Genomic DNA, 26,953 nt, shown 5'->3' with positions numbered 1-26,953 from the left:
GTGCATGGCAATGCGTTGCCCACCCCAGCCCGGCACCCTGAGGGCCCGGACCATGGCCCGTTGCGAACAGGGGCAGCCCGAAGGATCCCGGAGCAAGCCACCCCGTTCGTCAACCGGTGACGACGCCATTTCGATGCCCGTCCACCCAAGATTCAATTGAATAAAACAGCCGCCCACCACACCGGCTGTCAGGTTGCGTCAGCATGCACGATCAGATTTTTGCCGCCCCCATCGCCCGTCTGGGAGACTTCTGCTTTGACGAGCAGGTCGTCGACGTCTTCCCCGACATGATCCAGCGCTCGGTGCCCGGTTACAGCAACATCATCTCCGCCATCGGCATGATGGCCGCCCGCTACGCCCAGCCCCAGAGCCGCCTCTACGATCTCGGCTGCTCCCTCGGCGCCGCGACCCAGGCCATGCGCCGCCACGTCACCCAGCCCGGCTGCCAGATCACGGCGGTGGATCTCTCCCACCCCATGATCGAGCGGGCCCGCTCTCACCTCTCGGGCTTCAAGTCCGAGGTGCCGGTGGAACTCATCGAGGCGGACATCTGCGACATCCCCATCGAGAACGCCTCCGTGGTGGTGCTCAACTTCACCCTGCAGTTCGTCGCCCCCGAGAAGCGGGCCGCCCTCATCGCGCGCATCTTTGACGGCCTGCGCCCAGGCGGCATCCTCATCCTGAGCGAGAAGTTCCGCTTCGATGACGAGCAGGTCAACGAGCTGCTCATCGACTTGCACCTCGACTTCAAGCGGGCCAACGGCTACAGCGAGCTGGAAATCAGCCAGAAGCGCACCGCCCTTGAGAACGTGATGCGCACCGACACCCTGGCGGTCCATCAGGCGCGCCTGCGGGACGCCGGCTTCACCCACCTGGACCTCTGGTTCCAGTGCTTCAACTTCGGCTCCATGATTGCCATCAAAGCCAGCGACACCAACTAAGCCATGATCGATTTCGCCCATTTTTATCAACTGATCGCCAAGAACAGGTTGAGCCACTGGCTGCACACCCTGCCCGCCCAGCTGCACGCCTGGCAGCACGACAACCTGCACGGGGATCTGCCGCGCTGGAACCGCGCCCTCGCCAAGCTGCCTGTCGTAGCCCCCGGCCGGATCGAGCTCAAAGAGCGGGTCGCCATCGGCGGCTCCGATAGCCTGGGAGAGGGTGAGCGCAAGAAGACCGAGAGCCTGTTGCGCCAGCTCATGCCCTGGCGCAAGGGCCCCTTCCATGTGCACGGCATCCACATCGACACCGAGTGGCGCTCCGACTGGAAGTGGGATCGGGTGCTGCCCCACATCAGCCCGCTCCAGGGCCGCTACGTGCTGGACGTGGGCTGCGGCAGCGGCTACCACCTCTGGCGCATGGTGGGGGAAGGGGCGAAACTGGCGGTCGGCATCGACCCGAGCCCGCTGTTCCTCTGCCAGTTCGAAGCCATTCGCCACTTCATGGACAACGACCAGCGCGCCCACCTGCTGCCGCTCGGTATCCAGGAGCTGCCGGATCTGCGGGCCTTTGACACCGTCTTCTCCATGGGGGTGCTCTATCATCGCAAGTCCCCCATCGAGCACATCGAGCAGTTGCGCAACCAGCTCAAAGACGATGGGGAGCTGGTGCTCGAGACCCTGGTGGTGGACGGCGACGAAAACCAGGTGCTGATGCCCTCCGATCGCTACGGCAAGATGCGCAACGTCTGGTTCCTCCCCTCGAGCGCGGCCCTCACACGCTGGGTCGAGCGCTGCGGGTTCACCGATGTGCGCATCGTCGACGAGAATATGACCAGCACCGACGAACAGCGTCGTACCGACTGGATGATTAACGAGTCCCTGAGTGACTATCTGGATCCACACAATCCTGCACTCACGGTCGAAGGATACCCGGCACCCAAACGTGCCGTACTGATCGCCAGAAAGGCCAAAGACTAGCCGATGGCGGCTGTGGAAGTTACACTGACCCAATTCCAGGAAGCACAGTTAAATGAATGACATGAAAAGCAAATTAAAAGGAATGACCCTGCTCTCCCTGCTCAGTCTCGGCGGGTGTGTCAGTATGGAAAAAGCCCCCCCGGCCCCGACCCTGACGCTGGCCGAGCTGCGCAACGAGATCTCGTTGAGCGAGCAACGTCTGCAAACATCCATGGAACAGCAACAGAAGCAGTATGTGCAGCAACAGCACCTGCTGGTTCAGCTCAACACCGATGTCACCAACATGAAAGAGTCCGTGAAGAAAGTCGACAGCAAGCTGGCTACCCTGCCTCCCGAGCCGCCCAAGGCCATGCCCATTCCCACCGAGAAGTGCCCGGCGCCGAGCCAGGGCCACACCGTCGATGGCAAGCTGCTGGTGGGTGAAGCGGAGTGGATCTGGGTTGACGCCGCCAACGACGCCTTCCAGGCCCGGGTCGACACCGGCGCCACCACCTCCTCCATCAGCGCCCAGGAGATCACCATCTTCGAGCGCAACGGCAAGAACTGGGTGCGCTTCTTCCTGAGCCACCAGGAGATGGACGACAAGATCCAGATTGAAGCGCCCCTGGTGCGTCATGTGCGGGTCCGTCAGGCTTCCGCCGACGATCTCGACCGTCGCCCCGTGGTCCGCCTCGCCGTGCGCATCGGCGACATGACCGAGAAGGCCGAATTTACCCTGAAGGACCGCAGCGACATGACCTTCCCCGTGCTGCTGGGCCGTGAATTCCTCAAAGACATCGCCGTGGTCGACGTGGCCCGCGAATATATCCAACCCAAACCCAAGCTCAAGGATGTGAAATAATCCATGGTTTCCCGTAAGCCGTTCTATCTGCTGGTCGCCCTGCTCTACATCGTCGGCCTGGGGATGACCTTCTATCATCACATCGCGCTGGACGTCCCGCTCACGCCGGGTGAAAAGCGCCAGATCTGGTCCATCGAAGCCAAGCTCGAGTTCGAGGCCACCGGCGAGCCGGTGATCGCCTCCCTGGCCATTCCGGGCACCCAGCCCGGCTTCACCCTGATGAACGAGAACGCCGCGAGCCCGGGCTATGGTCTGTCGTTCGTGGAAAAAGACGGGGATGCCCGCGCCGAGTGGTCCATCCGCGCCGCCTCCGGCCGTCAGGAGCTCTACTACCGGGTCGACATGATGGCCGATGCCCATGCCAAGCCCGCCGCCAACCCGCAGCCGCCCGCCATCGAGAAGCAGATCGAGAGCGAGCCCTACGCCACGGCCATGAAGCAGATCCTGGAGCGCGCCCAGGAGCGCTCCGCCGACGGCTACACCCTGACCCGCGAGATCATCAAGGAGATCGAGAAGCAGGAACAGAACGCCGAGCTGCTCAAGTCCCACAAGAGCCGCGCCAATCTGATTGCCGAGCTGCTCAACAACGCGGACGTCCCGGCCCGGGTGGTTCACGCCCTCAGCCTGGAAGACGGCCGTCGCCGTCAGGAGCTGGTGGATTACCTGCAGGTCTTCAACAGCCCGACCGACTACAAGCTGTTCAACCCGCAAAGCGGTGAACAGGGTCAACCGGCCAACCTGCTGCTGTGGGAGTACAACTCCGGCGCCCTCCTGGACGTCACCGGCGGTCACAACTCCCGCGTCACCTTCTCGATGATCGAGCAGGAGCAACCGGTCAACGTGGCCCTGGCCCAGAAGTTCGAAAAATCCGAGATGATGAACTTCTCCATCCACAGCCTGCCCCTGGAAGAGCAAGCCCTGTTCAAGGGTCTGCTGCTCATCCCCATCGGCGTGCTCATGGTGGTGTTCCTGCGGGTCATCGTGGGGATCAAGACCTCCGGCACCTTCATGCCGGTGCTGATCGCGGTCGCCTTCATCCAGACCTCGCTGGTCACCGGCCTCATCGGCTTCCTGCTGATCGTCGGCACCGGCCTGGTGATCCGTTCCTACCTCTCGAGGCTGAACCTGCTGCTGGTCGCCCGAATATCGGCGATCATCATCATGGTGATCTCGATGATCGGCATCTTCTCGGCGTTCGCCTTCAAGCTGGGGCTGACCGACGGCATGAAGATCACCTTCTTCCCGATGATCATCCTCTCCTGGACCATCGAGCGCATGTCCATCCTGTGGGAAGAAGAGGGTCCCAAAGAGGTGTTCCGCCAGGGCGGCGGTTCCCTGCTGGTGGCGGTCATCGCCTACCTGGCCATGGACAACGAGCTCATTCGTCACCTCACCTTCAACTTCCTCGGCCTGCAGCTGGTGCTGATGGCGACCGTGCTGTTGATGGGTAACTACACCGGCTACAAGCTGAGCGAGCTCAAGCGCTTCAAGCCGCTGGTGGACGAGATGAAGTCTGGTGCCACCCCGGGTAAGGACAAGTAACAGATGTGGTTCTGGCAGAAATACACCAGTCCGTGGAGCCTGTCCCAGGCAGGCATCCTCGGCATGAACAAGCGCAACCACTCCTATATCAGCCGCTACAACCCGCGCCGCCTCTATCCGCTGGTGGATGACAAGCTCAAGACCAAGCGCATCGCGCTGGATGCGGGGGTGACGGTGCCTGAACTCATCGGCACCATCCGCGAGCAGCACGACGTGACTCGCATCACCGAGCTGGTGAAGGACTGGCCGGGCTTCTGCATCAAGCCGGCCCGCGGCTCCGGCGGCAAGGGGATCCTGGTGATCCTGCGCCAGGAGGACGGCCTCTTCTACAAGCCCAACGGCAGCGCCGCCAACGGCCAGGATCTGGAGCGCCATGTCTCCAACATCCTGGCAGGGCTCTATTCCCTCGGCGGCAAGCCCGACGTGGCGCTGGTGGAAGGGCTCATCAACTTCGACGACGTGTTCGACGGCTACTCCTTCGAAGGGGTCCCCGATGCCCGGGTGATCATCTTCAAAGGGTTCCCGGTGATGGCCATGATGCGCCTCTCCACCTCGGCTTCCGATGGCAAGGCGAACCTGCACCAGGGCGCCGTGGGGGTGGGCCTGTGCCTGCGCACCGGCCGCGCCCTGCGGGCGGTGCAGTTTGGCAACCCGCTGCGCCACCACCCGGACACCGGCCTGGATCTCTACGATCTGAAGGTGCCCCACTGGGACACCCTGCTCAACCTGGCGGCCTCCTGCTACGAGATGTCGGGTCTGGGCTATATCGGGACCGACATGGTGCTGGACAAGTTCCGCGGCCCCATGCTGCTGGAGCTCAACGCCCGTCCGGGCCTTGCCATCCAGATCGCCAACGGTCGCGGCCTGGTGCCCAACCTCAAGACCATCGAGAAGCTGGGTCAGGTCAAGATGAACGTGGAGCAGCGGGTCAACTTCGCCAAGGATCACTTCGGTATCTTCGACGAATAGTCCGCCCCCCTTCTGCAAAAACGCGCCCACCGGCGCGTTTTTTTATGGCCGCTCCTGCGCGCAGGGCGCCCCGCCGGAAGGCCGATCCCCGTCACATCCCATGGCGGCACCCCTTCAATGCCGCGGCACAAGGGGATAAGCTCCTGACCAATGAGGGGTGGCCAGTCCATCGGCGCAGGCCACCACATGTGCGTGAGGCAGTGCGCCTGCCAGGGGGCACCGATTTGTCGACGACAACGGGGCTTCTCGATGGTAGATTAATCAAATCAAATAGATAGCATCGATCGGGTTTCTCCTATGCAACGTTGGCCCAGCCTGAAGCAGCTCCAGTATCTGGTCGCTCTGGACGAGCACAAGAATTTCAACCGCGCCGCCAAGGCCTGCCATGTCAGCCAGTCGACCCTGAGTACCGGGATCCAGACCCTGGAGGACATGATGAACCTGCAACTGGTGGAGCGGGATCACAAGAGCTTCATCATGACGCCGGTCGGCATGGAGATCGTGGCGCGGGCGCGCAACCTGCTCTCCGACGCCCGGGATCTGATGGAGCTGGGGCAGCAGCAGGGGGGCGTCATGCACGGCACGGTGCGCCTGGGCTGCATCCCCACCATCGCCCCCTTCCTGCTGAGCAAGCTGCTGCAGGTGTGCGGCAAGGCCTATCCGGATCTGGAGCTGCTGCTGCGGGAAGACACCACCACCAATCTGCTCAAGCAGCTGGAGCAGGGGCAGCTCGATCTGCTGATCCTGGCGCTGCCGGTGGAGATCGGCGGCTTCCACAGCAAGACCGTCGGCCAGGATCCCTTCCACATGGTGATGCCCTCCCACATGGCTGCGGGTCTGCACATGCCGTTCGACTACAAGGAGCTGCCCAACCAGAGCATCTTCCTGCTGGAGCGGGAGCACTGCCTGACGGAGCACGCGGTGAGCGCCTGCCGGCTGCGGGACAAGAGCAAGATCAACCCGTTCGCCGCCACCAGTCTGCACACCCTGGTGCAGATGGTGGGGGCCGGTCTTGGCACCACCTTCCTGCCCCAGATGGCCATAGATGCGGGCATCCTCGACAACACGGACCTGGTGGCCATCCCCCTGCCCGGGGAGAAACCCTATCGGGAGATAGGCCTGGTGTGGCGCCCCAGCACCACCCGGGTGCAGACCTTCTACAAGATTGCCGAGCTGCTGACGCCGCTCATTACCCCCAAACCGGCGGGGTGATCCAGTGGCTGCCCCCACAGGCGGCCACTCGTCAATGCCGTTGTCATTCAGGTTCCAGGCAGGATCATCGTCTATGATGAACCCCGTGCCCTATCAAGGAGTTGAGATGTTTCGCACCTTGCTGCTGCCCCTGCTGGCCCTGCTTCTCGCCGCCTGCTCCAGCACGCCGGAGCCTCCCCCTCCCGTGCGCCAGAGCGGCGCATTCGACAACTTCTATCAGCAGTGGCGCGGCGTGCCCTATCGCATGGGCGGTACCAGCCGCGCCGGTCTCGACTGCTCCGCCTTCACCCAGCTCGCCTACAGCCAGGTGCTGGGCTTCACCCTGCCCCGCACCACGGAATCCCAGGCGAGCCTCGGCCGCCCGGTGGACAGATACCGTCTCCAGCACGGGGACCTGGTCTTCTTCAAGACCGGCTGGCAGCAGTACCACGTCGGGGTCTACACCGGGGCAGGGGAGTTCATCCACGCCTCCACCAGCAAGGGCGTGATCCGCTCGCGCCTCGACAACGTCTACTGGAACAGCCGCTACTGGCAGGCCCGCAGGCTGGTCCAGTAGGTGCGACCCCCAACATGAAAAGGCCCCGAGGGGCCTTTTCATGTTGTTGCCGGGTCAGTGCTTGCGGTGCCAGCGGGGCGAGGTGGCACGCTCCCCCCAGGGGGTCATGCAGGGCAGCAGGGCCCCCTCTATGACGCCCTCATGGCTCGCCAGCGCCAGGGCAATCTTCTCGTGGAGCAGGCGCAGCAGGTTCTTCTCCTGGCCCGCCAGGGAGTGGCCTGCGGCGAAATACTCCTGCTGATGTTGCAGCGCCAGCTTCTGGGCAAACTCATAGGTATTGAAACTGTCCGGCATGCGCGCGATCACGTCATCCAGCCGGGCCAGCAGGCTATGCAATTCCCTGGTCATGTGCGGTTCTCCCTCCGAGTTGGTGACCCACAATTACCCCTTATTAGATAGAAGACCAATCCGAATGCCTCAAAAATGGGAGCCCGGACACAGTTCCGGACAACGCTGCCCACTGGCAGCCACCCTCTGCCCTCGCCCGGTTTACAAGTCGGCAACGAATCGCTAGATTTGGACCGACTAATCAGTCGGTCACTTTTCGTGCGGAGCATGCCATGGACACCACCGTCACCCCCGCCTCACCGGACAAGTTCTCCCTCCCCGAGCAACTGCATCGGCTCAGGCAGGCCAGCCAGGCCACCCCCATGCCGGATCTGGCGTCCCGCCGTGCCAGACTTGATGCCCTCAAGCAGGGGCTGCTGCGCCACAAGCAGGCACTGTGTCAGGCCCTGGCCCGGGACTACGGCCAGCGCAGCGATTACGACAGCCTGATCGCCGATGTGCTCCCCTGCGTCATGCAGATCAACTACACCCAGAAACGGCTCAAGGGGTGGATGAAACCGGAGCGCCGTCATTCCGGCCTGCTGCTGGCCCCCGCCAGGGTCGAGGTGCACTATCAGCCCCTCGGCGTGGTCGGCATCATGGTGCCCTGGAATTTCCCGGTGATGCTGAGCCTCGGGCCCCTCATCGGCGCCCTCGCCGCCGGCAACCGCGCCATGATCAAGCTCTCCGAGTTCACCCCTCACACCAACGCCGCGCTGCGCACCCTGCTCGATGAGGCCCTCGGCGGTGACGAGGTGGTGATCATCGAGGGGGATGCGGGGATCGCGGCCGCCTTCAGCGCCCTCCCCTTCGACCATCTCATCTTCACCGGCTCCACGGCGGTGGGTCGGCTGGTGATGGCCGCGGCCGCCCCCCAGCTCACCCCCCTCACTCTGGAGCTCGGCGGCAAGAGCCCCTGTCTCATCGCCCCCGACATGCCCCTGGCCCTGGCGGTGGAGCGGATGATCTTCGGCAAGAGCCTCAACGCCGGCCAGATCTGCATAGCCCCCGACTACGTGCTGCTGCCGAGGGGGCAGGAGCAGGCCTTTATCGAGGCCTATCAGGCCCATTTTCGCCGCCTCTACCCCAAAGGGCTCGAGAGCCCGGATTATGGCGCCATCATCAACGCCCCCCAGTACGAGCGGCTCACCGCCTGGCTGGAGGAGGCGAGGCAGGCCGGCGCCCAGATCCACCCCTGCGTCACGCCCGCCCGGGATGACGCCACCCGCAAGCTGGTGCCCCACCTGCTGACCGAGGTGCCCGGCCACTGCCAGGTGATGCAGCAGGAGATCTTCGGCCCCCTGCTGCCTCTGGTGCCCTATGACGACATCGAGGAGGCCCTGGCCTATGTGGCGGCCCGGCCGCGCCCCCTGGCGCTCTATCTGATGAGCCTGGACGAGACGCTGCAACGCCGCCTCATCCGGGAGACCCACGCCGGGGGCATGGCCATCAACGAGAGCCTGTTCCAGGTGGCGGCGGACGATGCCCCCTTCGGCGGCATCGGTCCCTCCGGCATGGGCCACTATCACGGCCGCGAGGGGTTTCTCACTTTCTCCAAGGCGAAAACAGTGCTGCGCCGCGGACGCTTCAGCACAGGCTCCCTCATTCACCCCCCCTATCGGCGCTGGTACCAGCGGCTGATGATGGCCCTGTTCCTGCGCTAGGAGGCGAGATGCGAGAAACCATGACCGACAAACGCCGCCAGATCCTGGATGCCGCCCTGGCCCTGTGCGCGGAGGATGGCCTGCAGGGCGCCGCCACCGCCCGCATCGCCAAGGCGGCCGGGGTGGCCAATGGCACCCTGTTTCATCACTTTCCCAGCAAGGAGGTGCTGATCCAGAGCCTCTACCAGGACATCAAGCTGCGCCTTGGCGCCGCCATCACCGAGGCCGATGCCGCCCTGCCGCTCCAGGAGCAGGCCCGCCACTACTGGCACCAGGCCATGGGCTGGATGCAGGCCCACCCCCGTGAGCTCAGGTTCGTGCTGGGCTTTTTCCACTCCCCCCTGCTGGCCCGCCCCCTGCGCAGCCAGATCCTGGCTGAGACCCTGCATTTTCTGCCGAGCCTGCTCGCCCGTGGCCAGGCCAGCGGCGAGCTGATGTCGGCCCCGCCGGCCCTGATGCTGGAGGTGTGCCAGGGCCAGTTTCTGGCCTGCGCCTCCCTCTTTGTCGATCAGCCTGAGCTGGGGGAAGACTCCCACTGGCAGGAGAGCGCCTTCGCCCTCTTCTGGTCAGCCATCAGCGGAGGTTCCCATGCGCCCTGACGCCCTGCTTGCCACCGGCAGGCGCCTCTGGATTGGCAGCCTGCTCTGGATCATCGGCCGCACCCTGTGCCGCGCCGCCCGGGTCGACGAGGCGGTACGCCGCGAGCTTGCCCCCCTGCCGGACGGCCTCACCATTAGGCTGGAGGTAAACGGCATGACCCGGGGGCTGAGTCTCTACAAGTTCGCGGGGCGCTGGCACTGCGGTGAGGAGACTGGCAGGGCGCACTCGACCTGTGCCCATGACGGCCCCCACCCCCTGCGGGTGCGCTTCAAGCACCCCGCCGTCGCCTTTCGCGCCCTCAGTTTTCGCCTCGGCATCAACCAGGCCTTTTGCGAAAACCGGCTGCTGGTGGAGGGGGATCTCGACGCGGCCATGCACCTGGTGCGGGCGCTTGAGCAGTTGCAGAGCCTGATCCTGCCCGCCTTCATCGCGCGGCCCCTGCTTCGCCACTACCCGGACCCGCATCGCAAGCTCGCGCGGGCCTGCCACATCTATCTGGGTCTTCTGACCGGTTGAACACGAGGAGAACGGGATGAGCCGTTATTACGATTTTTTCTGCCCGGTCAAGCTGATGGCGGGGGAGCAGGCACTGGAACAGTTGCCGGATGCCCTGAGGGGATTGGGGGCTGGCCGCCCCTTGCTTCTCACCGACAAGGGGGTCAGCGGCAGCGGGCTCGCCACCCTGCTGGCCGGTGTGATGGCCGAAGGGGCCTTGCCGGTCGCCGCCATCTGGGACGAGATCCCGGCAGACTCCTCCACCGCCGTGGTGGAGCGGATCGCCCGCCACTACCGGGAGCTGGGCTGTGACAGCCTGCTGGCCCTTGGCGGCGGCTCCGTCATCGACACCGCCAAGGCGGTGAACATACTGGCGACCCTGGGGGGCGAGCGGCTGCTCGATTATGCCGGAGCGGATTGCCTGACCCGTCCCCTCAACCCCCTGGCGGTGGTCCCCACCACGGCGGGGACCGGCTCCGAAGTGACCCTGGTGGCGGTGATCAAGGATGAAGGGAGCGGGCGCAAGGTGCCCTTCACCTCCCCCTTCCTGCTGCCCCGGCTGGCGGTGCTGGATCCCCGCTTCACCCTGGGGCTGCCGCTGCCCATCACCGCCGCCACCGCCATGGATGCCATGACCCACGCCATCGAGGCCTTCATCGGCAACGGCAAGAACCCGGTCAGTGACGCCCTGGCCCTGATGGCGGTGGAGAAGATTGCCACCGCCCTGCCCAGGGTGCTGGCCCACCCGACAGACAAGGGCCTGCGGCTGCAACTGGCGGAGGGCTCCACCCTGGCGGGCATGGCGTTTTCCAACTCCATGGTGGGGCTGGTGCACGCCCTCGGCCACAGTCTGGGGGCGCGCTGCCACCTGCCCCATGGCCTCTGTATGAACCTCTTCCTGCCCACCGTGCTCGACTACAACCGGCCCGGCATCGACCCCGAGCTGGCCCGCCTGCTGCTGCCGCTGGTGGGGGCCGAGCGCTTTGCCGCAACCCCGGCCGCCGCGCGGGCCCAGGCCACCATCGAGGCGTTGCAGGCACTGCGCGATACCCTGTGGCAGACGGTCAAGCTGCCCCGCACCCTGCGGGAGGCGGGCCTCACCGACAAGGCGCTGCTGCCCGGGATCCGGGATCTCGCCATCAACGACGGCTCCCTGCTCTACAACCGCAAGGATGCGGACAGGGAACAGTTGCTGGCCCTGCTGGAGCGGGCCTGGGAGTAGCGGGCCCCTTGCCTGTCAGGCATCGGGGGTGAAGACCCCGGTGGAGAGATAACGATCCCCCCGATCGCAGATGATCGCCACCACCACCCCCTGCCCGATCTCCGCCGCCACCCGCAAGGCCCCGGCCACGGCGCCACCCGAGCTGACACCGCAGCAGATCCCCTCCTCCCGCGCCAGGCGGCGCATCATGACGAGGGACTCTTCCAGTGTCACATCCAGCACCCCATCAACCCGCGCAGGCTCGAAGATGGCGGGCCGGTAGGCCTCGGGCCAGCGGCGAATGCCGGGGATCTGGCTCCCCTCGGCCGGTTGCAGGCCGATCACCGCCACCGCCGGGTTCTGCTCCTTGAGGTAGCGGGAAACCCCCATGATGGTGCCCGTGGTGCCCATGGCCGAGACGAAGTGAGTGACCGCCCCGCCGCTCTGGCGCCAGATCTCGGGGCCGGTGGAGCGGTAGTGGGCATCCGGGTTGGCGGGGTTGTTGAACTGATCCAGCACCAGCCCCTCCCCCCGCGCCTGCATGGCCAGGGCGAGGTCTCGCGCCGCTTCCATGCCCTCTTCCACCAGCACCAGCTCGGCGCCGTAGGCCTGCATGGCGTCGCGCCGCTCCTGGCTCATGTTGCTCGGCATGATGAGCCGCATCCGGTAACCCCGGGACGCCGCCACCATGGCCAGCGCGATGCCGGTATTGCCGGAGGTAGCCTCGATGAGCCGGGCTCCTGGCGCTAAGTGACCACTCGCCTCTGCCTGCCTGATGAGGTTCAGCGCCGCCCTGTCCTTGACGGAGCCGGCGGGGTTGTTGCCCTCCAGCTTCACCAGCAGGGTGACGCCGGGGTGCGGATTGATGCGGCGCAGCGCCAGCAGCGGGGTGTTGCCTATCAGATCGTCCAGGGTGGCGAAGGCCATGACGGATCCATCCTCTCTCTATGTTCTATACCTTGCCTTGCGACCATTCGCAGGCCGGCCAGTGTAAGCGAGCCCGCCATGGGCGCAAAGAATGGCGTTGGCAAACCCTGTCCGCCATGTTCTGATCTTCCCATTCACCCAGAGAGGACTCCCGATGAGCGACATCCTTCACCAGGCCGATCAGCAGCAGTTTGTCTGCACCGTGGACGGCAAGCTCTCCCGCCTTGCCTATCGCAGGCTGGACGCCACCAAGGTGGACGCCTACAGCACCCAGGTTCCCCCCGAGCTGCGCGGACAGGGGATTGCCGACAAGCTGGCCCGCCGCTTCTACGACTGGACCCTCTCTGAGGGGCTCACCATAGTGCCGAGCTGCAGCTACATCGACGTCTGGTTGCGCCGCAATGCCGGTTGACGCCGCGGCGCTGCGGGAGGCGCACCTGCGGGCCTGCACCGAGGCCCTGCTGCGGGCTGATCACCCGCGCATGGATTGCCTCCGGGCTGCGCGGGAGCTGGCCCTGCCCGACTGGGCCCTGGGGGCGGGGTTTGTGCGCAACCTCATCTGGGATCACCTCCATGACAAGGCCGAACCCACCCCGCTCAACGACATCGATCTTATCTATCTGGACAACGCTGATCCGACTGGATTGAAGGAAGCCGATCACGAAGCCTGGCTCGCCGCCAGGATGCCGGGCCAGCAGTGGGAGGTGCGCAACCAGGCACGCATGCATCTGCGCCAGCAGGTGCCTCCTTTTGCCAGCTCGCTCTCGGCCCTCAGCCACTGGGTAGAGGTGCCCACCTGCATCGGGGTCCGCCTGCTGGCAGATGATGCGTTCGAGTGGCTGGCCCCCTACGGCTTTGCCCCCAACTGGTCCCTGGTGGTGAGCCCCAATCCGCGCTGTCGCCAGGAGAGCCGTATCTTTAGCGAACGAGTCAGGGCCAAGGAGTGGCAACGCATCTGGCCTGACCTTGTGGTGAACTGGCCATGAGCGGATTGCAAAGGGCCGACGACCTTGGGCACACTAAGAAAAAGATGTTTGTAACTCAATGGGTTAAATAATGCGCGACTTCTTCTCTCTCGAGCGCTGGCTGCCGGGGCTCGCCGCCTTGCTGCAATACCAGCGGGCTTGGCTGATGCCGGATCTTCGCGCTGGCCTCTCGGTCGCGGCCGTGGCCCTGCCCGTGGCCATCGCCTATTCGGAGCTCGCCGGGGTAGGTGCCATCGTCGGCCTCTACTCCTGCATCCTGCCCATGGTGGTGTATGCCCTCTTTGGCACCTCCCGTCAGCTCATCGTCGGTCCGGATGCCGCCACCTGCGCGGTGATCGCCGCCGTGGTAACGCCGCTCGCCGCCGGGGATCCCACCCGTCACTGGCAACTGGTGATGACCATGACCGCCATGACCGGCTTCTGGTGCCTCATCGCCAGCCGCTTCAAACTGGGGGTGCTGGCAGACTTTCTCTCCCGCCCCATCCTGATGGGGCTGCTCAACGGGGTGGCCATCACCATCATGGTGGGCCAACTCTCCAAGATCTTCGGCTTCACCTTCAGCGAGCGCTACCTGATAGAGCGGATCCTGAACGGCACCAGCTACATTACCCAGACCCATCTGCCCACCCTGGCCATGAGCCTGACCGCCCTGCTCACCCTGCTGCTGGCCAAGCGCTACAGACCGGCCTGGCCCTCCTCCATTGTGGCCATGGTGGTGACGGCGGCCCTGGTGTGGCTGTTCAATCTCGGCCGTGTCGACATCGCCACCCTGGGGACCATCGGCTCGGGGCTGCCCGCCTTCCAGATACCGGACTTTCCCCCCGGGCTTATCCGTGAGCTGGTGCTGCCCGCCCTCAACCTCGCCATGGTGAGCTTCGTCTCCATGATGCTTACCGCCCGCAGCTTTGCCGCCAAGAACGGCTACGAGATTGATGCGGACAAGGAGTTTAGGGCGCTGGGCATGGCGAACCTGGCCGCCGCCGCCTCCCAGGGGTTTGCCATCAGCGGGGCGGATTCGCGTACCGCGGTCAACGACGCCAACGGCGGCAAGAGCCAGCTGGTCTCCATCATCGCCGCCGCCGTCATCGCCCTGGTCACCTTCTACCTGACGGCGCCGCTGCAATACATTCCCACCGCCGCCCTCGGCGTGGTGCTGGTGATGGCCTCCCTGTCGCTGACGGATTTTCGCGGCCTCTGGGCTCTGCGCGACTCGGATCGCGCCGCCTTCTGGCTCGCCCTGGTGACCTTTGTCAGCGTGCTGACCATGGGGGTCATTCCGGGCATCACCCTCGCGGTCCTGCTGGGGCTGTTCCAGTTCCTGCGCAACGTGATGCGCCCCACCGACCAGCTGCTCGGCATGGACGACGAGGGCGTGGTACGCACCCTGGGGGACAACGAGCAGGCCAAGGCGATTCCCGGCATCCTGGTCTATCGCTTCAACTCCCCGCTCACTTACTTCAACGCCCCCTACTTCAAGCGGCGGGTGCTGGCGCTGCTGGTGCAGGATCCCCACAATCCCAGGTGCCTGGTGGTGGATGCGGTGGCCTGCTTCACCCATCAGGACATCAGCGTGATGAGCATGGTGGGAGAGCTGCACAAGGAGCTCAAGCGGCGCGGCATCCACATGGTGATGGCCGGTCGGCACGGCCAGATGAGCCAGTGGTTCAAACAGGCGGGTATCCGGGTCGGCGAGGATGGCATCATCCTCTGCCCCGACATGTACCAGGCCCTGCGCATGACCCGCTGCTACCGGGAGCCGGTGTTCCGGGACGACGAGGGGGTGGAGAGCACCACGGATGCCCTGCTCACCCGCTGGCCGCACGATGACGACCTGCCCGACTCGGCGCGCCTCACCCGCCCCAGCGAGCAGGAGGCCGGCGCCACGCCGGTCTGAGACACGTCCCCTGGTCGCAGGCCCCCTCCTCCTGCGACCAGGATTGCACCCCGCCCCCGCTTGGTGTTAAATGCCCCTCCAGTTGGCCCTGACGAGGGCCATCGCCAGCACCTGGATATCCCATGCAGACTCAATCCCACGCAGGCCCGGGCTCCCTCTTCGCCCTGACCTGGCCACTGTTCATCGATCTGGCCCTTCACTTTCTGACCGGGGCCCTCAACACCTTCATGGTGGGCCACGTCTCCTATCAGGGGGTGGCAGCCCTCGCGGTGGGCAACCAGGTGTTCGATCTGGCCATCACCCTGTTCAGCTTCGTCAGCATCGGCACCAGCGTGGTGATCACCCAGTATCTGGGGGCGGGAGACAAGGAAAAAGCCCGCGTCGTCATCCACACCGCCATCGGTTTCAACCTGCTGGTGGGACTGGTGGCCGCGGTCGGCGTCATGGCGGGGGCCGGCACCATGCTGGCGCTGATGAACCTGCCTGCCCACCTGATGAGCGACGGCAGCCTCTACCTGCAGATCATCGGGCTTTGCCTGCTGCCGGAGGCGGCGGCCCTCTGTCTGGCCGCCACCCTGCGTGCCCACGGCCACACCCGCCAGGCCATGTACGTGACCCTCATCGTCAACATCATCACCTTCGTCGGCAACCTGCTGCTGCTCTATGGCTGGTTCGGCCTGCCCCAGCTCGGGGTCGCCGGGGTCGCCATCAGCACGGTGGCGGGGCGCATCGTCGGGGTGGCGCTGCTGGTATGGCTGGTGGCGCGCAAGACCGGCATCCGGCTGCGTCTGCCCGAGATCGTCCGCCCAAGCCGCGCCATGCTGGACAAGGTGCTGCACATCGGTCTGCCGGCGGCGGGGGAGAACCTCTCCTGGATGCTGCAGTTCATGGTGGTGACCGCCTTCGTCGGCCTGCTCGGCGACAAGGCGCTGGCGACCCAGTCCTACTTCTTCCAGATCTGCCTGTTCATCCTGCTGTTCGGCCTCTCCATCGGCCTTGGCAACGAGATCATCATCGGCCACTTGGCGGGAGCCCGACGCTTCGATCAGGCCTATCGCCAACTGATGAAGAGCCTGAAACTCGGCCTCATCGTCACCGCCGCCATCGCCATCGCCGCCGCCCTCAACGGCCGCGCCATCATCAGCCTGTTCACCGACGACGCCGACATCATCACCCAGGTGGCGCAGCTCTTCCTCATCAGCCTCATCCTCGAACCCGGTCGCACCTTCAATCTGGTGGTGATCAACGCCCTGCGCGCCACCGGGGATGCCCGTTTCCCGCTCTACATGGCGCTCGTCTCCATGTGGGGCATTGCCGTTCCCCTGGCCTATTTCCTTGGTATCATGCAGGGCTATGGCCTGGTAGGCATCTGGCTGGCCCTCGCCTGCGACGAGTGGGTGCGCGGTCTGGCCATGTTCTGGCGCTGGCGCAGTCGTCGCTGGCAAAACAAAATTCTTGTCGAAACATAAGCGGAATCACCATGAAGAAAATCGGACTCTTGTTGACGGCCATCCTGCTCAGCCCGCTCGCCATGGCGCAAACCGCCCCGGCGACCCCCAAGGCGCAGGCTCCCCAGACCTGGTATGTGGCCCCCATCGTCATCGACGAGACCAGCGAAGCCCAGAAGGCCCTGACCAAGGAGTTCACGGCCCAGATGATCAAGACCATCAAGATCAACGAGTACCAGACCGGCAAGGCGGTGGGCAAGACCAAATCGCCCAAGTGGCTGATCCGCACCAAGCTGATGCCCGCCAGCACCGAGCCCCTGGTCGGCAAGAAGCACCCGCAGGGCCTCACCTACGGCAAAGGCATCCCCACCCAGGAGATCGTCGGCGAGCTCATCATGAACGGCACCCTGGTGGCCCACATCGGTCAGGGCTGGCGCGAACCCATCGTGCCGGGCACACCGGTGGCGGAGAAGATCTCCATCGCCAACTACCAGTACGCCATCGGCAACGAGGCCAAGGCGCCGGATCTGGAAGAGCTGGCGGCGCAGATCGGTTTCGAGGCAGGCAAGGTGATTGCCAGAGACGGCAAGCCCCTGCCCGAGAAGAAAAAGAAAAAAGAGTAAACGGCTCACCCGTTTCCAGTCAGGGGCCTCGCGCCCCTTTCTGTTGCCCGCCCCGTTGCAGACTCCCTCTCCCGAATGTGAACCGGATCCCGCTTCTTTCCTCTGCTGCCCCAGGGTCAGTAGGCAATCATCTTGTAATTCAAACAGTTAAAAATCACCCTTCTTATGCAGCAAATCCGTGGCCCCGAATTGGATCGGGATCACGTTTCTCCCCGGCAGTAAGGGGTATTTTGGTCTTGCAGGCACAATCAAACGACAACAAGGAGGCTTCATTACATGTTTCCGGAGTACAGAGATCTCATCTCGAAACTGAAGAGCAGTGATGTCCATTTCCAGAAGAAGTTTGACTTGCACAACGACCTGGATGCGGAGATCAGAAAGCTGGAGAAACACCACGCCAGCGACTACAGCTCCGAGGTGAAGGATCTGAAAAAACAGAAACTTAAACTGAAAGAGGAGATATACGACATCCTCAAACAACATCCACACTAGACGCCTCGACGAATACCTGGATAAGCAACTTATCCTGCCAGCCCGGCCCGACGCCGGGCTTTTTGTTGGCTGCTCACGAGGCGCGGTAACGGCCACTTCCCTTGGCACCGGAAAACGAAGCGGGCCAATGGCCCGCTTTGTCATACCTGTTTCACCCCATGATCACACCAGCGGATGGAAATGGCTGGCTTCGCGGGTGGCCATCTCCTCGTAGGTAGCCCACTTCTGCCACGCCACTTGTTGCGCCACCTGCATCAGCCGCTCGGCCTCCTGTGGATGGCTCTGGGCCAGCACCCGATAACGGGTCTCCTCCTGCCGGTATTCGGCGAGCGGGATGGAGGGTCGCAGGCTGTCGAGGCTGAAGGGGTTCTGCCCGGCGCTGCGCAGTACCGGGTTGTAGCGCATCAGCGGCCAGTGGCCCGAATTGACCGCACGCTTCTGTTGGGCCAATCCCTGCTCCATGTCGATGCCGTGGGCGATGCAGTGGCTGTAGGCGATGATCAGCGACGGGCCCGGATAGGCCTCCGCTTCCCGCAAGGCCTGCAGCGCCTGCTGCGGGTTGGCGCCAAAGGCGATGCGGGCAACATAGACGTTGCCGTAGGAGATGGCCTGCAACGCCACATCCTTCTTGGCCAGCGTCTTGCCTCCCGCCGCGAACTTGGCGACAGCGCCGAGCGGGGTCGATTTCGACATCTGGCCGCCGGTGTTGGAGTAGACCTCGGTATCCATCACCAGCACGTTCACATCGCGCCCGGAGGCGAGCACGTGATCGAGCCCCGCCGAGCCTATGTCATAGGCCCAGCCATCGCCGCCCACTATCCAGACCGAGCGGCGCACCAGCTGATCGATAAGCGAGAGCAGCTCGCGGGCCTTGCCGGATTTCACCTCTTCCAGCCGCTCCCGCACTTGCGCCACCCGGGTGCGCTGGGCGCGGATCTCCGACTCCAGCCGCTGCGGGGCACTGATCAGCGACTCGACCAGCTCTGCGCCCAGCTCCCCCTTCATCGCTTCGAGGGCGGCCACCGCCTGACCGTGGTGTTGGTCGGCGGTGAGACGAAAACCAAAGCCAAACTCGGCGTTGTCCTCAAACAATGAGTTAGACCAGGCCGGCCCCTTCCCTTCACCGTTCTTGGCCCACGGCGTGGTCGGCAGGTTGCCGCCGTAGATGGAGGAGCAACCGGTGGCGTTGGCCACCAGCATGCGGTCGCCAAACAACTGGGTCAGCAGCTTGAGGTACGGGGTCTCGCCACAACCAGCGCAGGCACCGGAGAACTCGAACAGGGGCTCGAGGAACTGGGTGCCGCGCACGGTGGAGAAGTCCACCCGCTCGCGGGCAGGCCACGGCAGGCTCTCGAACCAGCACAGTGCCTGCTTCTGACCAGCCAGATGCGGCGCCTTGTCCATCATGGCGATGGCGCGCTCGCCTTGATGGCGGGCATCCGCTCCGGCCCGCACCGGACAGGCCTGCACGCACTGGCCGCAGCCGGTGCAATCCTCCGGATAGAGCTGCAGGGTGTAGCGGCTGTCGGGGAAGCCCCTGGCGGTAACGGGCACCGACTGCGCTGCCTCGGGGACGGTCGCCAGCCAGTCCTGATGGTAGAACTTGGTCCGCAGCGCCCCATGGGGGCAGACAAAGACGCAGTTGCCGCACTGGATGCAGATATCGGATTGCCAGATCGGGATCTCGCGGGCGATATCCCGCTTCTCGAAGCGGCTGGTGGCGGTGGGGTAAGTGCCATCCACCGGCAGCATGGAGACAGGGATCAGATCGCCGCGCCCCGCCAGCATCGGGCCTGTGACCCGCTGGACAAATTCGCTGCCACCCGGTGCCAGCGGCAGCGGATAGTCGCTGATCTGCTCGTCACCGGCCGGGATGGCCACCTGATGGAGATGAGCCAGGGTGTCATCCACCGCCGCGAAGTTGCGCTCGACCACCTCGGGCCCCTTGCGGGCATAGCTTTTCTCGATGCTCTCTTTGATCAGCGCAATCGCTTCGTCCCGCGGCAAGATGCCAGCCAGCGCGAAGAAGCAGGTCTGCATGATGGTGTTGATGCGATTGCCCATGCCGTTGCGCTCGGCTACCCGATCCCCATCGATGCAGTAGAGCTGGATATTGAGGGCGCGGATGCGGGCGCGCAGCCGCTCGGGCAGCTCGGCCCAGACCCGGTCAGGCTCATAGGGGGCATTGAGCAGCAGGGTCGCTCCTTCGGCGGCATGCTCCAGCAGATCCACTGACTCTACAAAGCCCCACTGATGGCAGCCGATAAAGCTCGCCTGCTCGATAAGCCAGGGGGCGTCGATGGGCTCGGGGCCAAAGCGCAGGTGGGAGACGGTGCGCGAGCCCGACTTCTTGGAGTCGTAGACGAAGTAGCCCTGAGCGTGGAAGCCCTCCAGCTCGCCGATGATCTTGATGCTGTTCTTGTTGGCGCCCACGGTGCCGTCGGCACCAAGGCCGAAGAAGAGCGCCCGCACCCGACTGGCGGGCTCCAGATCGCCGATGGGGTGCCAGGCCAGACTGAGGCCGGAAACGTCGTCCACTATCCCCACCGTAAAGCGGGGGCGCGGCGCATCGGAGGCCAGCTCCTCGAACACGGCCGCACACATGGCGGGGGTGAACTCCTTGGAAGAGAGGCCGTAGCGACCGCCACTGAGCCAGGGCAGCCGCTTGATAAGGCCGCGCTGCAAACCGTCGATCAGCGCGCTCTGCACATCCAGCAGCAGCGGCTCGCCCCCTGCCCCCGGCTCCTTGGTGCGATCCAGCACGGCGATGCGCCGCACGCTCTCGGGCAGGGCATCGAGCAGCGCCTGCACCGGGAAGGGACGATAGAGGCGAATGACCAGCACCCCGGTCTTGCGATCCTGCCGGTTGAGCCAATCCACGGTGGTGCGGGCGGTGGCCGCCCCCGAACCCATCAACACGATGACCTCAATGGCATCCGGGGCGCCGTGATACTCCACCAGCCGGTAGTGGCGGCCGGTCAGCTCGCCAAGCCGATCCATACACTGCTGCACCCGCGCCGGTACCGCTTTGTAGAAGGGGTTGACGCTCTCGCGGGACTGGAAATAGGTATCCGGGTTCTGGGCGGTGCCACGCATCACCGGATGATCCGGGTTGAGGGCCCGGGCGCGGTGGGCGCGCACCCAGTCGTTGTCGATAAGGGCGCGAATTTCATCTTTGTGCAGCGCGGTGATCTTGTTCACCTCGTGGGAGGTACGGAACCCGTCGAAGAAGTGGATAAAGGGCACCCGGCACTGCAAGGTGACACTGTGGGCGACCAAGGCCAGGTCCTGCGCCTCCTGCACCGAGCCGGAGGCGAGCATGGCAAAGCCGGTGCTGCGCGCCGCCATCACGTCCTGATGGTCGCCAAAGATCGACAGCCCCTGCGCCGCCAAGGATCGGGCCGCCACATGGAACACCGCCGAAGTCAGTTCACCGGCGATCTTGTACATGTTGGGCAGCATCAGCATCAGTCCCTGACTGGCGGTGAAGGTGGTGGCGAGCGCCCCCGCCTGCAGGGCGCCGTGTACCGTGCCAGCCGCCCCCCCTTCACTCTGCATCTCCACCACCGTGGGGATGTTGCCCCACAGGTTGGTCTGCCCCTCTGCCGCCCAGGCATCGGCCAGTTCGGCCATGGTCGAGCTCGGGGTGATGGGATAGATGGCACACACTTCGCTCAGCTGATACGCCACCCGGGCCGCGGCTTCGTTGCCGTCGACCATGATCAGTTCATGTTTCATTGGGACTCCTCCGGTTGGCGAAGCTCGATGGCGTGGCAGGGACACTGGTCATGGCAGGCACCGCAGCCGGTGCAGCGCTCGGCATCCACCTGATACCCCAGACCCGGCCCCAGCTTGGCGATGGCCTGCTCGGGGCAGCTGCCATAGCAACCGTCACACTCGAAGCAGTTGCCGCAGGAGTAGCAGCGCGCCGCCTCGTAGCGGGCTGCCGTCTCGTCCAGCCCGCCGATGATCTCGCCAAAGTCGTCCCGCGCCGAGGGCGGTTTGACCGGCTGGCTGCTGGCCGGCGCATGGGTCTGGAACCAGAGCTGCAACTGCTCCGGCCCCACCAATGAATAGGAAAGCGGCTTGTGGTAGAGGCGACCGCGCAGCCAGGCATCCATATGGCGCGCCGCCTTCTTGCCGTGGCCGGTGGCGATGGTGACAGTGCGCTCGGAGGGCACCATGTCGCCACCGGCAAAGAGGCCCGGCACATCCGTCATCAGGTTCTCGCCAACCTGTACTACTCCCTCCTTGTTGACCCGCACGCCGGGGATGCTCTCAAGCACCGAGAGGTCGACCTCCTGACCCAGCGCCAGAATAAGGGAGTCCGCTTCGAGGGTTTCAAACTTGCCGGTGGGCACCGGCTTGCCCTCGGCATCCAGCGCCATCACCTCCACCTCGATGTTGGTACTGTCGAGCTGGCGGATAGTGCGCAGCCAGTTGATCTTGATCCCCTCCTCCTCGGCCTCAAGGGCTTCGAAGGCGTGGGCTGGCATATGGTCCCGGTCGCGGCGGTAGATGATCATCGCCTCCTCGACCCCGAGGCGACGAGCGGTACGGGCCGCATCAATGGCGGTGTTGCCGCCGCCGTAGATGGCCACCCGCCGTCCCAGTTTGGGCGGTGGCAGTCCTTTCTCTTCGGCCAGACTCGCCTGCTCGAGGAAGCTCACCGCATCGAGGATCTTGCCCGCCTCCCGGGCCGGAATGTCGACCCGCTTGGCCAGATGGGCGCCGATGGCCATGAAGACGGCGTCAAAGCCCCCCTCGTCGCGCTCGCACAGCACATCCTCCACCTTGTGGTTGAGGGTCAGCGTCACCCCGGCCGCCACGATGCGGGCCACCTCCCGATCCAGCACATCGCGAGGCAGGCGGTAAGCGGGAATGCCGAAACGCAGCATGCCGCCCGCCAGCGGCCCCGCTTCGCGGATCTCCACCTGATGGCCGAGCCGATTGAGGTGCCAGGCGCAGGAGAGGCCGGAGGGACCTGCACCGATCACCAGCACCTTCTTGCCGCTGGCGAGTGCGGGGGGCGCAGGCTGCCAGCCACGGGCCAGCGCCTCGTCGCCGAGGAAACGCTCGATGGCGTGGATGGAGACGGCATCATCCACCTGGGCCCGGTTGCAGGCGCTTTCGCAGGGGTGATAGCAGACCCGCCCGTGGACCGCAGGCAGGGGATTTTCTTCGATCAATCGTTGCCAGGCCGCCTCAAAGCGGCCCGCTTCGGCCAGGGCAAGCCAGGCCTGGATGTTCTCGCCAGCCGGGCAGCCGGGTGCGAACCGGGCCTGCTCCCGTTTTCTGGGAGAGATCCGGCTGTGGGGTCATATCCAGTTGTTTGCTCATACATTGCTTTCTTCTTTTTGTGTGACAGGCCCCATCCGAATGCGCTTGATACCGTTTTGCCTGGGCAGACGGTGGCTGGAGGGGGAAGAAGCGAAAGCGTCAGAAACTGGAAGCTGGCCCGATGATGGGCCGTTTTTTGTAAGACATGGTGGATCAGGATCAATAAATGTTGCGCTTTATGGGTCGCCCCCTTCACAACCGGATCCCCGTCACACCCCGCAGCCATTCGGGCCTGTCGCCCGAGCCCCCTCGCCGCCCTCGACATGGGCAGCAGGAGAAGATTGCCGCCCGGGGCAGGAATCGTTATCTTCCCCTCTTCACAGGAATCGCCACAGCACAAGGACCAGGACATGCCGACCCTCGCCAGCATACATCTCTACCCCATCAAATCGACGGCAGGCATGCCGCTGGAGCGCGCCCGGGTGACCCAGGAGGGGCTTGCCGGGGATCGCCGCTACATGGTGGTCAAACCGGATGGCACCTTTATCACCGCCCGCACCCATCCCCAGTTGCAGCAGGTGGTGGCCACCCCCGTCGAGGGGGGGCTGCAACTGCGCTATCCGGGTCTGCCCCCCCTTGCCCTCATGGAGGCGGCGTTCAGTCGCGCCCCTCAGCACACCGGTGTCTGGGGGGATCGCTTTACCGCCCTGCACACCGGGCCCGACGCCGATGAGTGGCTGAGCCGGGTGGCGAGGGAGCCGGTGCGCCTGCTCTGGCTCGGGGAGGCATCCGATCGTTTTCGGGAGAAGACCGGCACCCGGGTGAGCTTTGCGGACGGCTACCCCTTGCTGCTCATCAGCCAGACTTCCCTTGAGGATCTCAACCTGAGATCCGATGCCTTGCACCAGATGAGCCAGTTTCGTACCAACCTGGTGGCGAGCGGCACCCGCCCCTTCGAAGAGGATGGCTGGAAGCGGATCCGCATCGGCGAGGTGGAGTTTCGGGTGGACAAGCCGTGCAGCCGCTGCATCATGACCACGGTGGAGACAGGCACGGAGCGCTTCAATGCCCTGAAAGAGCCGCTGGCTACCCTCACCCGCTACCGCCGTGGCGAAGATGGTGAGGTCTATTTCGGCCAGAATCTGGTGGCCCTGAACGAGGGGTGGATTGAAGCGGGCAGCGAGATCGAGGTGCTGGAGCGGGCCCGGGCGCCGGTCTACCCCAACGCGGCCCCGAAAAAACGGGAGCTGGTGTGCGTCGCCCGGGAACCCCTGGCCCGGGATCTGGAAACCTTCTGGTTCGAGGCCGCCGACGGCGAGCCCCTGCCCGACTACCTGCCTGGACAGCACCTGCCCATCAGCCTCGATATCAAAAACACACGGGTTCAGCGCCGCTACACCCTGAGCTCCACGCCGGAGCGGCCCGAGCGTTACAGCATCAGCGTCAAGAAGCTGGCCGATGGCCGCCTCTCCCCCTGGCTGCACCATGAGCTGAAAGTGGGCGACCGGTTGCTGGCCGCCCCCCCGGCCGGCGAGTTTCACTTAGGGTCCGAGCGCAGGCTGCTGCTGCTCTCGGCGGGATCCGGTGTCACCCCCATGCTCTCCATTGCCCGCACTCTGGCACTACGGGGGGAGCTCGGTGACGTCCACTTCATGCACCTGTGTCGCAGCGAGGCAGACATTCCTGCCGCCAGCGAGCTGCACGCCATGGCGCAGCAGGGAATGACCCTCACCCTGATCCTGAGCCAGCCTGACAAACACTGGCAGGGGCTCAGCGGCCGTCTGAATGACGATCACCTGGGCCGGATCCGGGATTTGCAGGAGCGGGAGGTGTTCATCTGCGGCCCCCACGGCTTCATGGCCGATGCAGCCAACCGGCTGACCGCCCTCGGCGTACCGGCCGGGCGCATCCGCCAGGAGAGCTTTGGCGGGGCCCTGCTCTCGGTGGCCCGCCCCCATCAGGCGGTGCAACTGCGTATCGGCGAGCGGGAGTTTGCGGGCAACAACCAGGGCACCGTGCTGGATCAGGCCAACAAGCAGGGGGTAGAGCTGCCCTGGAGCTGCCGTGCTGGCATCTGCGGCAGTTGCAAGCAGACCCTGGTCTCGGGCGAGGTGGATCACCCCGATGCCCCCGCCATCAGCGCCGCCGAGCGGGCCGAGGGCAAGATCCTCGCCTGCTGCGCCGTGCCCCTGACGGATCTGGTGATCAAATAGGGTGATCGGGGGGCAAAACCCCGTCCCCGGAATGCAAAACGGCTGCCCGAGGGCAGCCGTTTTCTTTAGATGACTGGCTATCAGCCACGCAGGGCGGCGATGCGCTGCTCGATGGGCGGGTGGCTCATGAACAGCTCGCTCATGGAGCGCTTGCCGTTGATGCCGAACGCCATCATGGAACCCTCCATCTGCGGCTCGGCACCGCGGGCGAGACGCTGGAGCGCGGCAATCATCTTGTCGCGGCCGGCCAGCTTGGCGGCACCGGCGTCGGCACGGAACTCGCGCTGACGGCTGAACCACATGACGATGATGGAGGCGAGCACGCCGAACACCATCTCCAGCACGAACACGGTGATCATGTAGGCGAAACCGCCGGTGCTGCTGCTCTCTTCCTCGTTGTTGGAGCTGAAGAAGTTGCTGATGACGCCGGCCACGATGCGGGCGAAGAACATCACGAAGGTGTTCACCACCCCCTGGATCAGGGTCAGGGTCACCATGTCGCCGTTGGCCACGTGGCTCACCTCGTGGGCCAGCACGGCTTCCGCCTCGTCGCGGCTCATGCTGTAGAGCAGACCGGAGGAGACGGCAACGAGGGAGTCGTCACGGCGGGCGCCGGTGGCAAAGGCGTTCATCTCGGGGGAGTCGTAGATCCCCACTTCCGGCATCTTGATGCCAGCCTCACGGGCCTGACGGGCAACAGTGCTCACCAGCCAGTGCTCGGTCTCGTTGCGGGGCTGCTCGATGACCTGGACGCCATAGCTGCGCTTGGCCATCCACTTGGACATCAGCAAGGAGATAAAGGAACCCCCAAAACCGAACACGGCGCAGAACACCAACAGACCGGAAATGCTGGACTTGTTGATCCCCAGAACCGAGAACAGGATATTGAGTACCACCCCCAGCACCAGCATGACGGCCAGGTTGGTCACCAGGAATAGCATAATTCGCTTCATATTGACTCCTTGTGAGATATGGATGCATGGTTCGGGGCGCCCCAGGGGCGACCGATGCCACACTTGCCCCAGATAATAGACAGACTCGATGAATGTTTGCTGAATGTCTGGCCTCAGAGCAAGGGCGACACATCGAGACAGTGGTGCAAATCCACCTCATTCACCGCGTCCACGAAGGGGAGCTCCCCCAGAAATGGGGCCGGCAACATGGCTTTCAAGGTGTCCAGGTTCTCCTCGTAGCGGCTCATGTGCGGATCCACCCGGTTGATGACCCAGCCCGCCAGGGTCAACCCCTGCTGGCGAATGGCGCTGACGGTGAGCAGGGCATGGTTGAGGCAGCCCAGCCTGGCCCCCACCACCAGGATCACCGGCAGCCGCTCCTGGGCGACCCACTCCGAGAGCAGACGCTGGTGATCCAGCGGCAGGAACCAGCCCCCCGCCCCTTCGACAATGACGAGATCGGCCCCAGCTCCCTCAATCTCCCGCAAGCCGGCGGACAGCCCCTCGAAGGGGATGCTCACCCCCCGCTCACGGGCGGCGATATGGGGGGCGATGGGCGGCTCGAAGGCATAGGGATTGACCTGCTCGTAGGGCAGCGCAACCGTGGCCGCCTGCTGCAACAGCAAGGCATCCAGATTGCGAAGCCCCTCCGGGGTGCGGGTGCAGCCCGCCGACACCGGTTTGTACCCGGCGCAGCGAATGCCTCTGGCGGCAAGCGCCAGCAACAGGGTGCGGGCCACCAGGGTCTTGCCCACGTCGGTGTCCGTGCCCGTGATGAAATAGGATGTCCCCATGATGATTCCTCGAT

General features: G+C 64.8%; 23 protein-coding genes and 1 pseudogene. 18 read left to right on the top strand and 6 right to left on the bottom strand.

The window, feature by feature from the left end; translation table 11 throughout:
• The first annotated feature begins 203 nt into the window (after positions 1–203).
• The 7 genes from cmoA to I6L32_RS13540 all read left to right on the top strand — a co-directional run bounded on the left by cmoA (position 204) and on the right by I6L32_RS13540 (position 7,042).
• Positions 204–941 (top strand): carboxy-S-adenosyl-L-methionine synthase CmoA, encoded by a 738-nt coding sequence (gene cmoA / locus I6L32_RS13570; RefSeq protein WP_202014256.1) that lies wholly within the window; start codon positions 204–206, stop codon positions 939–941.
• Positions 942–944: 3 nt separating this feature from the next.
• Positions 945–1,922 (top strand): tRNA 5-methoxyuridine(34)/uridine 5-oxyacetic acid(34) synthase CmoB, encoded by a 978-nt coding sequence (gene cmoB / locus I6L32_RS13565; protein WP_201887768.1) that lies wholly within the window; start codon positions 945–947, stop codon positions 1,920–1,922.
• 82 nt (positions 1,923–2,004) lie between these two features.
• Complete coding sequence (locus I6L32_RS13560) at positions 2,005–2,763, top strand: ATP-dependent zinc protease (protein ID WP_010674089.1); 759 nt, start codon at positions 2,005–2,007, stop codon at positions 2,761–2,763.
• Between the two features lie 3 nt (positions 2,764–2,766).
• On the top strand, positions 2,767–4,305 hold the full coding sequence (locus I6L32_RS13555; protein ID WP_041215543.1) for an inactive transglutaminase family protein: 1,539 nt from the start codon (positions 2,767–2,769) through the stop codon (positions 4,303–4,305).
• 3 nt (positions 4,306–4,308) lie between these two features.
• A complete protein-coding gene (locus I6L32_RS13550; protein ID WP_039039849.1) occupies positions 4,309–5,274 on the top strand; it encodes an alpha-L-glutamate ligase-like protein in 966 nt (321 codons plus the stop codon).
• Positions 5,275–5,571: 297 nt separating this feature from the next.
• Positions 5,572–6,486, top strand: coding sequence for a hydrogen peroxide-inducible genes activator (locus tag I6L32_RS13545; protein WP_010674086.1), 915 nt, complete (start codon positions 5,572–5,574; stop codon positions 6,484–6,486).
• Between the two features lie 106 nt (positions 6,487–6,592).
• The gene (locus tag I6L32_RS13540) at positions 6,593–7,042 is read left to right on the top strand and encodes a C40 family peptidase (RefSeq protein WP_029314241.1); all 450 of its coding nucleotides are present in this window, start codon (positions 6,593–6,595) and stop codon (positions 7,040–7,042) included.
• A gap of 54 nt (positions 7,043–7,096) precedes the next feature.
• Here the strand turns inward: I6L32_RS13540 and I6L32_RS13535 are convergent, their stop codons facing one another.
• Positions 7,097–7,390: a hypothetical protein gene (locus I6L32_RS13535; protein ID WP_010674084.1), complete on the bottom strand. Its 294-nt coding sequence runs from the start codon at positions 7,388–7,390 to the stop codon at positions 7,097–7,099.
• Between the two features lie 212 nt (positions 7,391–7,602).
• Here I6L32_RS13535 and I6L32_RS13530 point away from each other — a divergent pair, with 212 nt between their 5' ends.
• Genes I6L32_RS13530 through I6L32_RS13515 form a run of 4 tightly spaced genes read left to right on the top strand, consistent with a single transcriptional unit; the run spans position 7,603 to position 11,350 of the window.
• A complete protein-coding gene (locus tag I6L32_RS13530; protein WP_216944004.1) occupies positions 7,603–9,033 on the top strand; it encodes a coniferyl aldehyde dehydrogenase in 1,431 nt (476 codons plus the stop codon).
• A gap of 8 nt (positions 9,034–9,041) precedes the next feature.
• Positions 9,042–9,632 (top strand): TetR/AcrR family transcriptional regulator, encoded by a 591-nt coding sequence (locus I6L32_RS13525; protein ID WP_202014252.1) that lies wholly within the window; start codon positions 9,042–9,044, stop codon positions 9,630–9,632.
• Positions 9,622–10,149, top strand: coding sequence for a hypothetical protein (locus I6L32_RS13520; RefSeq protein WP_202014250.1), 528 nt, complete (start codon positions 9,622–9,624; stop codon positions 10,147–10,149). Before I6L32_RS13525 ends, I6L32_RS13520 begins: the two co-directional genes overlap by 11 nt.
• Before the next feature lie 16 nt (positions 10,150–10,165).
• The gene (locus I6L32_RS13515; RefSeq protein WP_216944003.1) at positions 10,166–11,350 is read left to right on the top strand and encodes an iron-containing alcohol dehydrogenase; all 1,185 of its coding nucleotides are present in this window, start codon (positions 10,166–10,168) and stop codon (positions 11,348–11,350) included.
• 15 nt (positions 11,351–11,365) lie between these two features.
• On the opposite strand, the gene cysM is transcribed toward I6L32_RS13515, so the two are convergent.
• Complete coding sequence (cysM, locus tag I6L32_RS13510) at positions 11,366–12,256, bottom strand: cysteine synthase CysM (protein ID WP_128273275.1); 891 nt, start codon at positions 12,254–12,256, stop codon at positions 11,366–11,368.
• A gap of 154 nt (positions 12,257–12,410) precedes the next feature.
• On the opposite strand from cysM, the gene I6L32_RS13505 reads away from it, so the two are divergent.
• The 6 genes from I6L32_RS13505 to I6L32_RS13480 all read left to right on the top strand — a co-directional run bounded on the left by I6L32_RS13505 (position 12,411) and on the right by I6L32_RS13480 (position 17,699).
• On the top strand, positions 12,411–12,668 hold the full coding sequence (locus I6L32_RS13505; protein ID WP_010674078.1) for a GNAT family N-acetyltransferase: 258 nt from the start codon (positions 12,411–12,413) through the stop codon (positions 12,666–12,668).
• Positions 12,658–13,242, top strand: coding sequence for a nucleotidyltransferase family protein (locus I6L32_RS13500; protein WP_202014244.1), 585 nt, complete (start codon positions 12,658–12,660; stop codon positions 13,240–13,242). The genes I6L32_RS13505 and I6L32_RS13500 overlap by 11 nt, the downstream gene beginning before the upstream one ends.
• Positions 13,243–13,312: 70 nt before the next feature.
• Entirely contained in the window at positions 13,313–15,136 is a 1,824-nt protein-coding gene (locus I6L32_RS13495; RefSeq protein WP_216944002.1) for a SulP family inorganic anion transporter, read from the top strand.
• Positions 15,137–15,258: 122 nt separating this feature from the next.
• Positions 15,259–16,605 (top strand): MATE family efflux transporter, encoded by a 1,347-nt coding sequence (locus tag I6L32_RS13490; protein ID WP_202014240.1) that lies wholly within the window; start codon positions 15,259–15,261, stop codon positions 16,603–16,605.
• A gap of 11 nt (positions 16,606–16,616) precedes the next feature.
• Complete coding sequence (locus I6L32_RS13485; RefSeq protein WP_010674074.1) at positions 16,617–17,207, top strand: hypothetical protein; 591 nt, start codon at positions 16,617–16,619, stop codon at positions 17,205–17,207.
• Between the two features lie 276 nt (positions 17,208–17,483).
• Positions 17,484–17,699, top strand: a complete 216-nt coding sequence (locus I6L32_RS13480) for a YdcH family protein (RefSeq protein WP_005313020.1) — start codon at positions 17,484–17,486, stop codon at positions 17,697–17,699.
• 162 nt (positions 17,700–17,861) lie between these two features.
• Here the strand turns inward: I6L32_RS13480 and nifJ are convergent, their stop codons facing one another.
• Positions 17,862–21,437 (bottom strand): pyruvate:ferredoxin (flavodoxin) oxidoreductase, encoded by a 3,576-nt coding sequence (gene nifJ / locus I6L32_RS13475; RefSeq protein ID WP_216944001.1) that lies wholly within the window; start codon positions 21,435–21,437, stop codon positions 17,862–17,864.
• Positions 21,434–23,039: pseudogene (locus I6L32_RS13470) on the bottom strand (NAD(P)-binding protein). The gene nifJ and the pseudogene I6L32_RS13470 overlap by 4 nt, the downstream one beginning before the upstream one ends.
• A gap of 350 nt (positions 23,040–23,389) precedes the next feature.
• On the opposite strand from I6L32_RS13470, the gene I6L32_RS13465 reads away from it, so the two are divergent.
• The gene (locus I6L32_RS13465) at positions 23,390–25,192 is read left to right on the top strand and encodes a hybrid-cluster NAD(P)-dependent oxidoreductase (RefSeq protein WP_202014236.1); all 1,803 of its coding nucleotides are present in this window, start codon (positions 23,390–23,392) and stop codon (positions 25,190–25,192) included.
• Positions 25,193–25,272: 80 nt separating this feature from the next.
• On the opposite strand, the gene htpX is transcribed toward I6L32_RS13465, so the two are convergent.
• Positions 25,273–26,145: a protease HtpX gene (gene htpX, locus I6L32_RS13460; RefSeq protein WP_010674070.1), complete on the bottom strand. Its 873-nt coding sequence runs from the start codon at positions 26,143–26,145 to the stop codon at positions 25,273–25,275.
• A 113-nt stretch (positions 26,146–26,258) separates the two neighbouring features.
• Entirely contained in the window at positions 26,259–26,939 is a 681-nt protein-coding gene (gene bioD, locus I6L32_RS13455; RefSeq protein WP_041212695.1) for a dethiobiotin synthase, read from the bottom strand.
• Positions 26,940–26,953 lie beyond the last annotated feature (14 nt).

Origin of the sequence: Aeromonas sp. FDAARGOS 1402, assembly GCF_019046925.1 — a bacterium.
GTDB classification, from domain to species: Bacteria; Pseudomonadota; Gammaproteobacteria; order Enterobacterales; family Aeromonadaceae; genus Aeromonas; species Aeromonas caviae.
Note: the sequence above shows the minus strand (reverse complement) of the source record. Positions and strands in the feature narration are given on the sequence as shown.

Coding starts and splice junctions, on each gene's coding strand:
- cmoA (WP_202014256.1), top strand. CDS start 204: ATGCACGATCAGATTTTTGCCGCCCCCATCGCCCGTCTGGGAGACTTC.
- cmoB (WP_201887768.1), top strand. CDS start 945: ATGATCGATTTCGCCCATTTTTATCAACTGATCGCCAAGAACAGGTTG.
- I6L32_RS13560 (WP_010674089.1), top strand. CDS start 2,005: ATGACCCTGCTCTCCCTGCTCAGTCTCGGCGGGTGTGTCAGTATGGAA.
- I6L32_RS13555 (WP_041215543.1), top strand. CDS start 2,767: ATGGTTTCCCGTAAGCCGTTCTATCTGCTGGTCGCCCTGCTCTACATC.
- I6L32_RS13550 (WP_039039849.1), top strand. CDS start 4,309: ATGTGGTTCTGGCAGAAATACACCAGTCCGTGGAGCCTGTCCCAGGCA.
- I6L32_RS13545 (WP_010674086.1), top strand. CDS start 5,572: ATGCAACGTTGGCCCAGCCTGAAGCAGCTCCAGTATCTGGTCGCTCTG.
- I6L32_RS13540 (WP_029314241.1), top strand. CDS start 6,593: ATGTTTCGCACCTTGCTGCTGCCCCTGCTGGCCCTGCTTCTCGCCGCC.
- I6L32_RS13535 (WP_010674084.1), bottom strand. CDS start 7,390: ATGACCAGGGAATTGCATAGCCTGCTGGCCCGGCTGGATGACGTGATC.
- I6L32_RS13530 (WP_216944004.1), top strand. CDS start 7,603: ATGGACACCACCGTCACCCCCGCCTCACCGGACAAGTTCTCCCTCCCC.
- I6L32_RS13525 (WP_202014252.1), top strand. CDS start 9,042: ATGCGAGAAACCATGACCGACAAACGCCGCCAGATCCTGGATGCCGCC.
- I6L32_RS13520 (WP_202014250.1), top strand. CDS start 9,622: ATGCGCCCTGACGCCCTGCTTGCCACCGGCAGGCGCCTCTGGATTGGC.
- I6L32_RS13515 (WP_216944003.1), top strand. CDS start 10,166: ATGAGCCGTTATTACGATTTTTTCTGCCCGGTCAAGCTGATGGCGGGG.
- cysM (WP_128273275.1), bottom strand. CDS start 12,256: ATGGCCTTCGCCACCCTGGACGATCTGATAGGCAACACCCCGCTGCTG.
- I6L32_RS13505 (WP_010674078.1), top strand. CDS start 12,411: ATGAGCGACATCCTTCACCAGGCCGATCAGCAGCAGTTTGTCTGCACC.
- I6L32_RS13500 (WP_202014244.1), top strand. CDS start 12,658: ATGCCGGTTGACGCCGCGGCGCTGCGGGAGGCGCACCTGCGGGCCTGC.
- I6L32_RS13495 (WP_216944002.1), top strand. CDS start 13,313: ATGCGCGACTTCTTCTCTCTCGAGCGCTGGCTGCCGGGGCTCGCCGCC.
- I6L32_RS13490 (WP_202014240.1), top strand. CDS start 15,259: ATGCAGACTCAATCCCACGCAGGCCCGGGCTCCCTCTTCGCCCTGACC.
- I6L32_RS13485 (WP_010674074.1), top strand. CDS start 16,617: ATGAAGAAAATCGGACTCTTGTTGACGGCCATCCTGCTCAGCCCGCTC.
- I6L32_RS13480 (WP_005313020.1), top strand. CDS start 17,484: ATGTTTCCGGAGTACAGAGATCTCATCTCGAAACTGAAGAGCAGTGAT.
- nifJ (WP_216944001.1), bottom strand. CDS start 21,437: ATGAAACATGAACTGATCATGGTCGACGGCAACGAAGCCGCGGCCCGG.
- I6L32_RS13465 (WP_202014236.1), top strand. CDS start 23,390: ATGCCGACCCTCGCCAGCATACATCTCTACCCCATCAAATCGACGGCA.
- htpX (WP_010674070.1), bottom strand. CDS start 26,145: ATGAAGCGAATTATGCTATTCCTGGTGACCAACCTGGCCGTCATGCTG.
- bioD (WP_041212695.1), bottom strand. CDS start 26,939: ATGGGGACATCCTATTTCATCACGGGCACGGACACCGACGTGGGCAAG.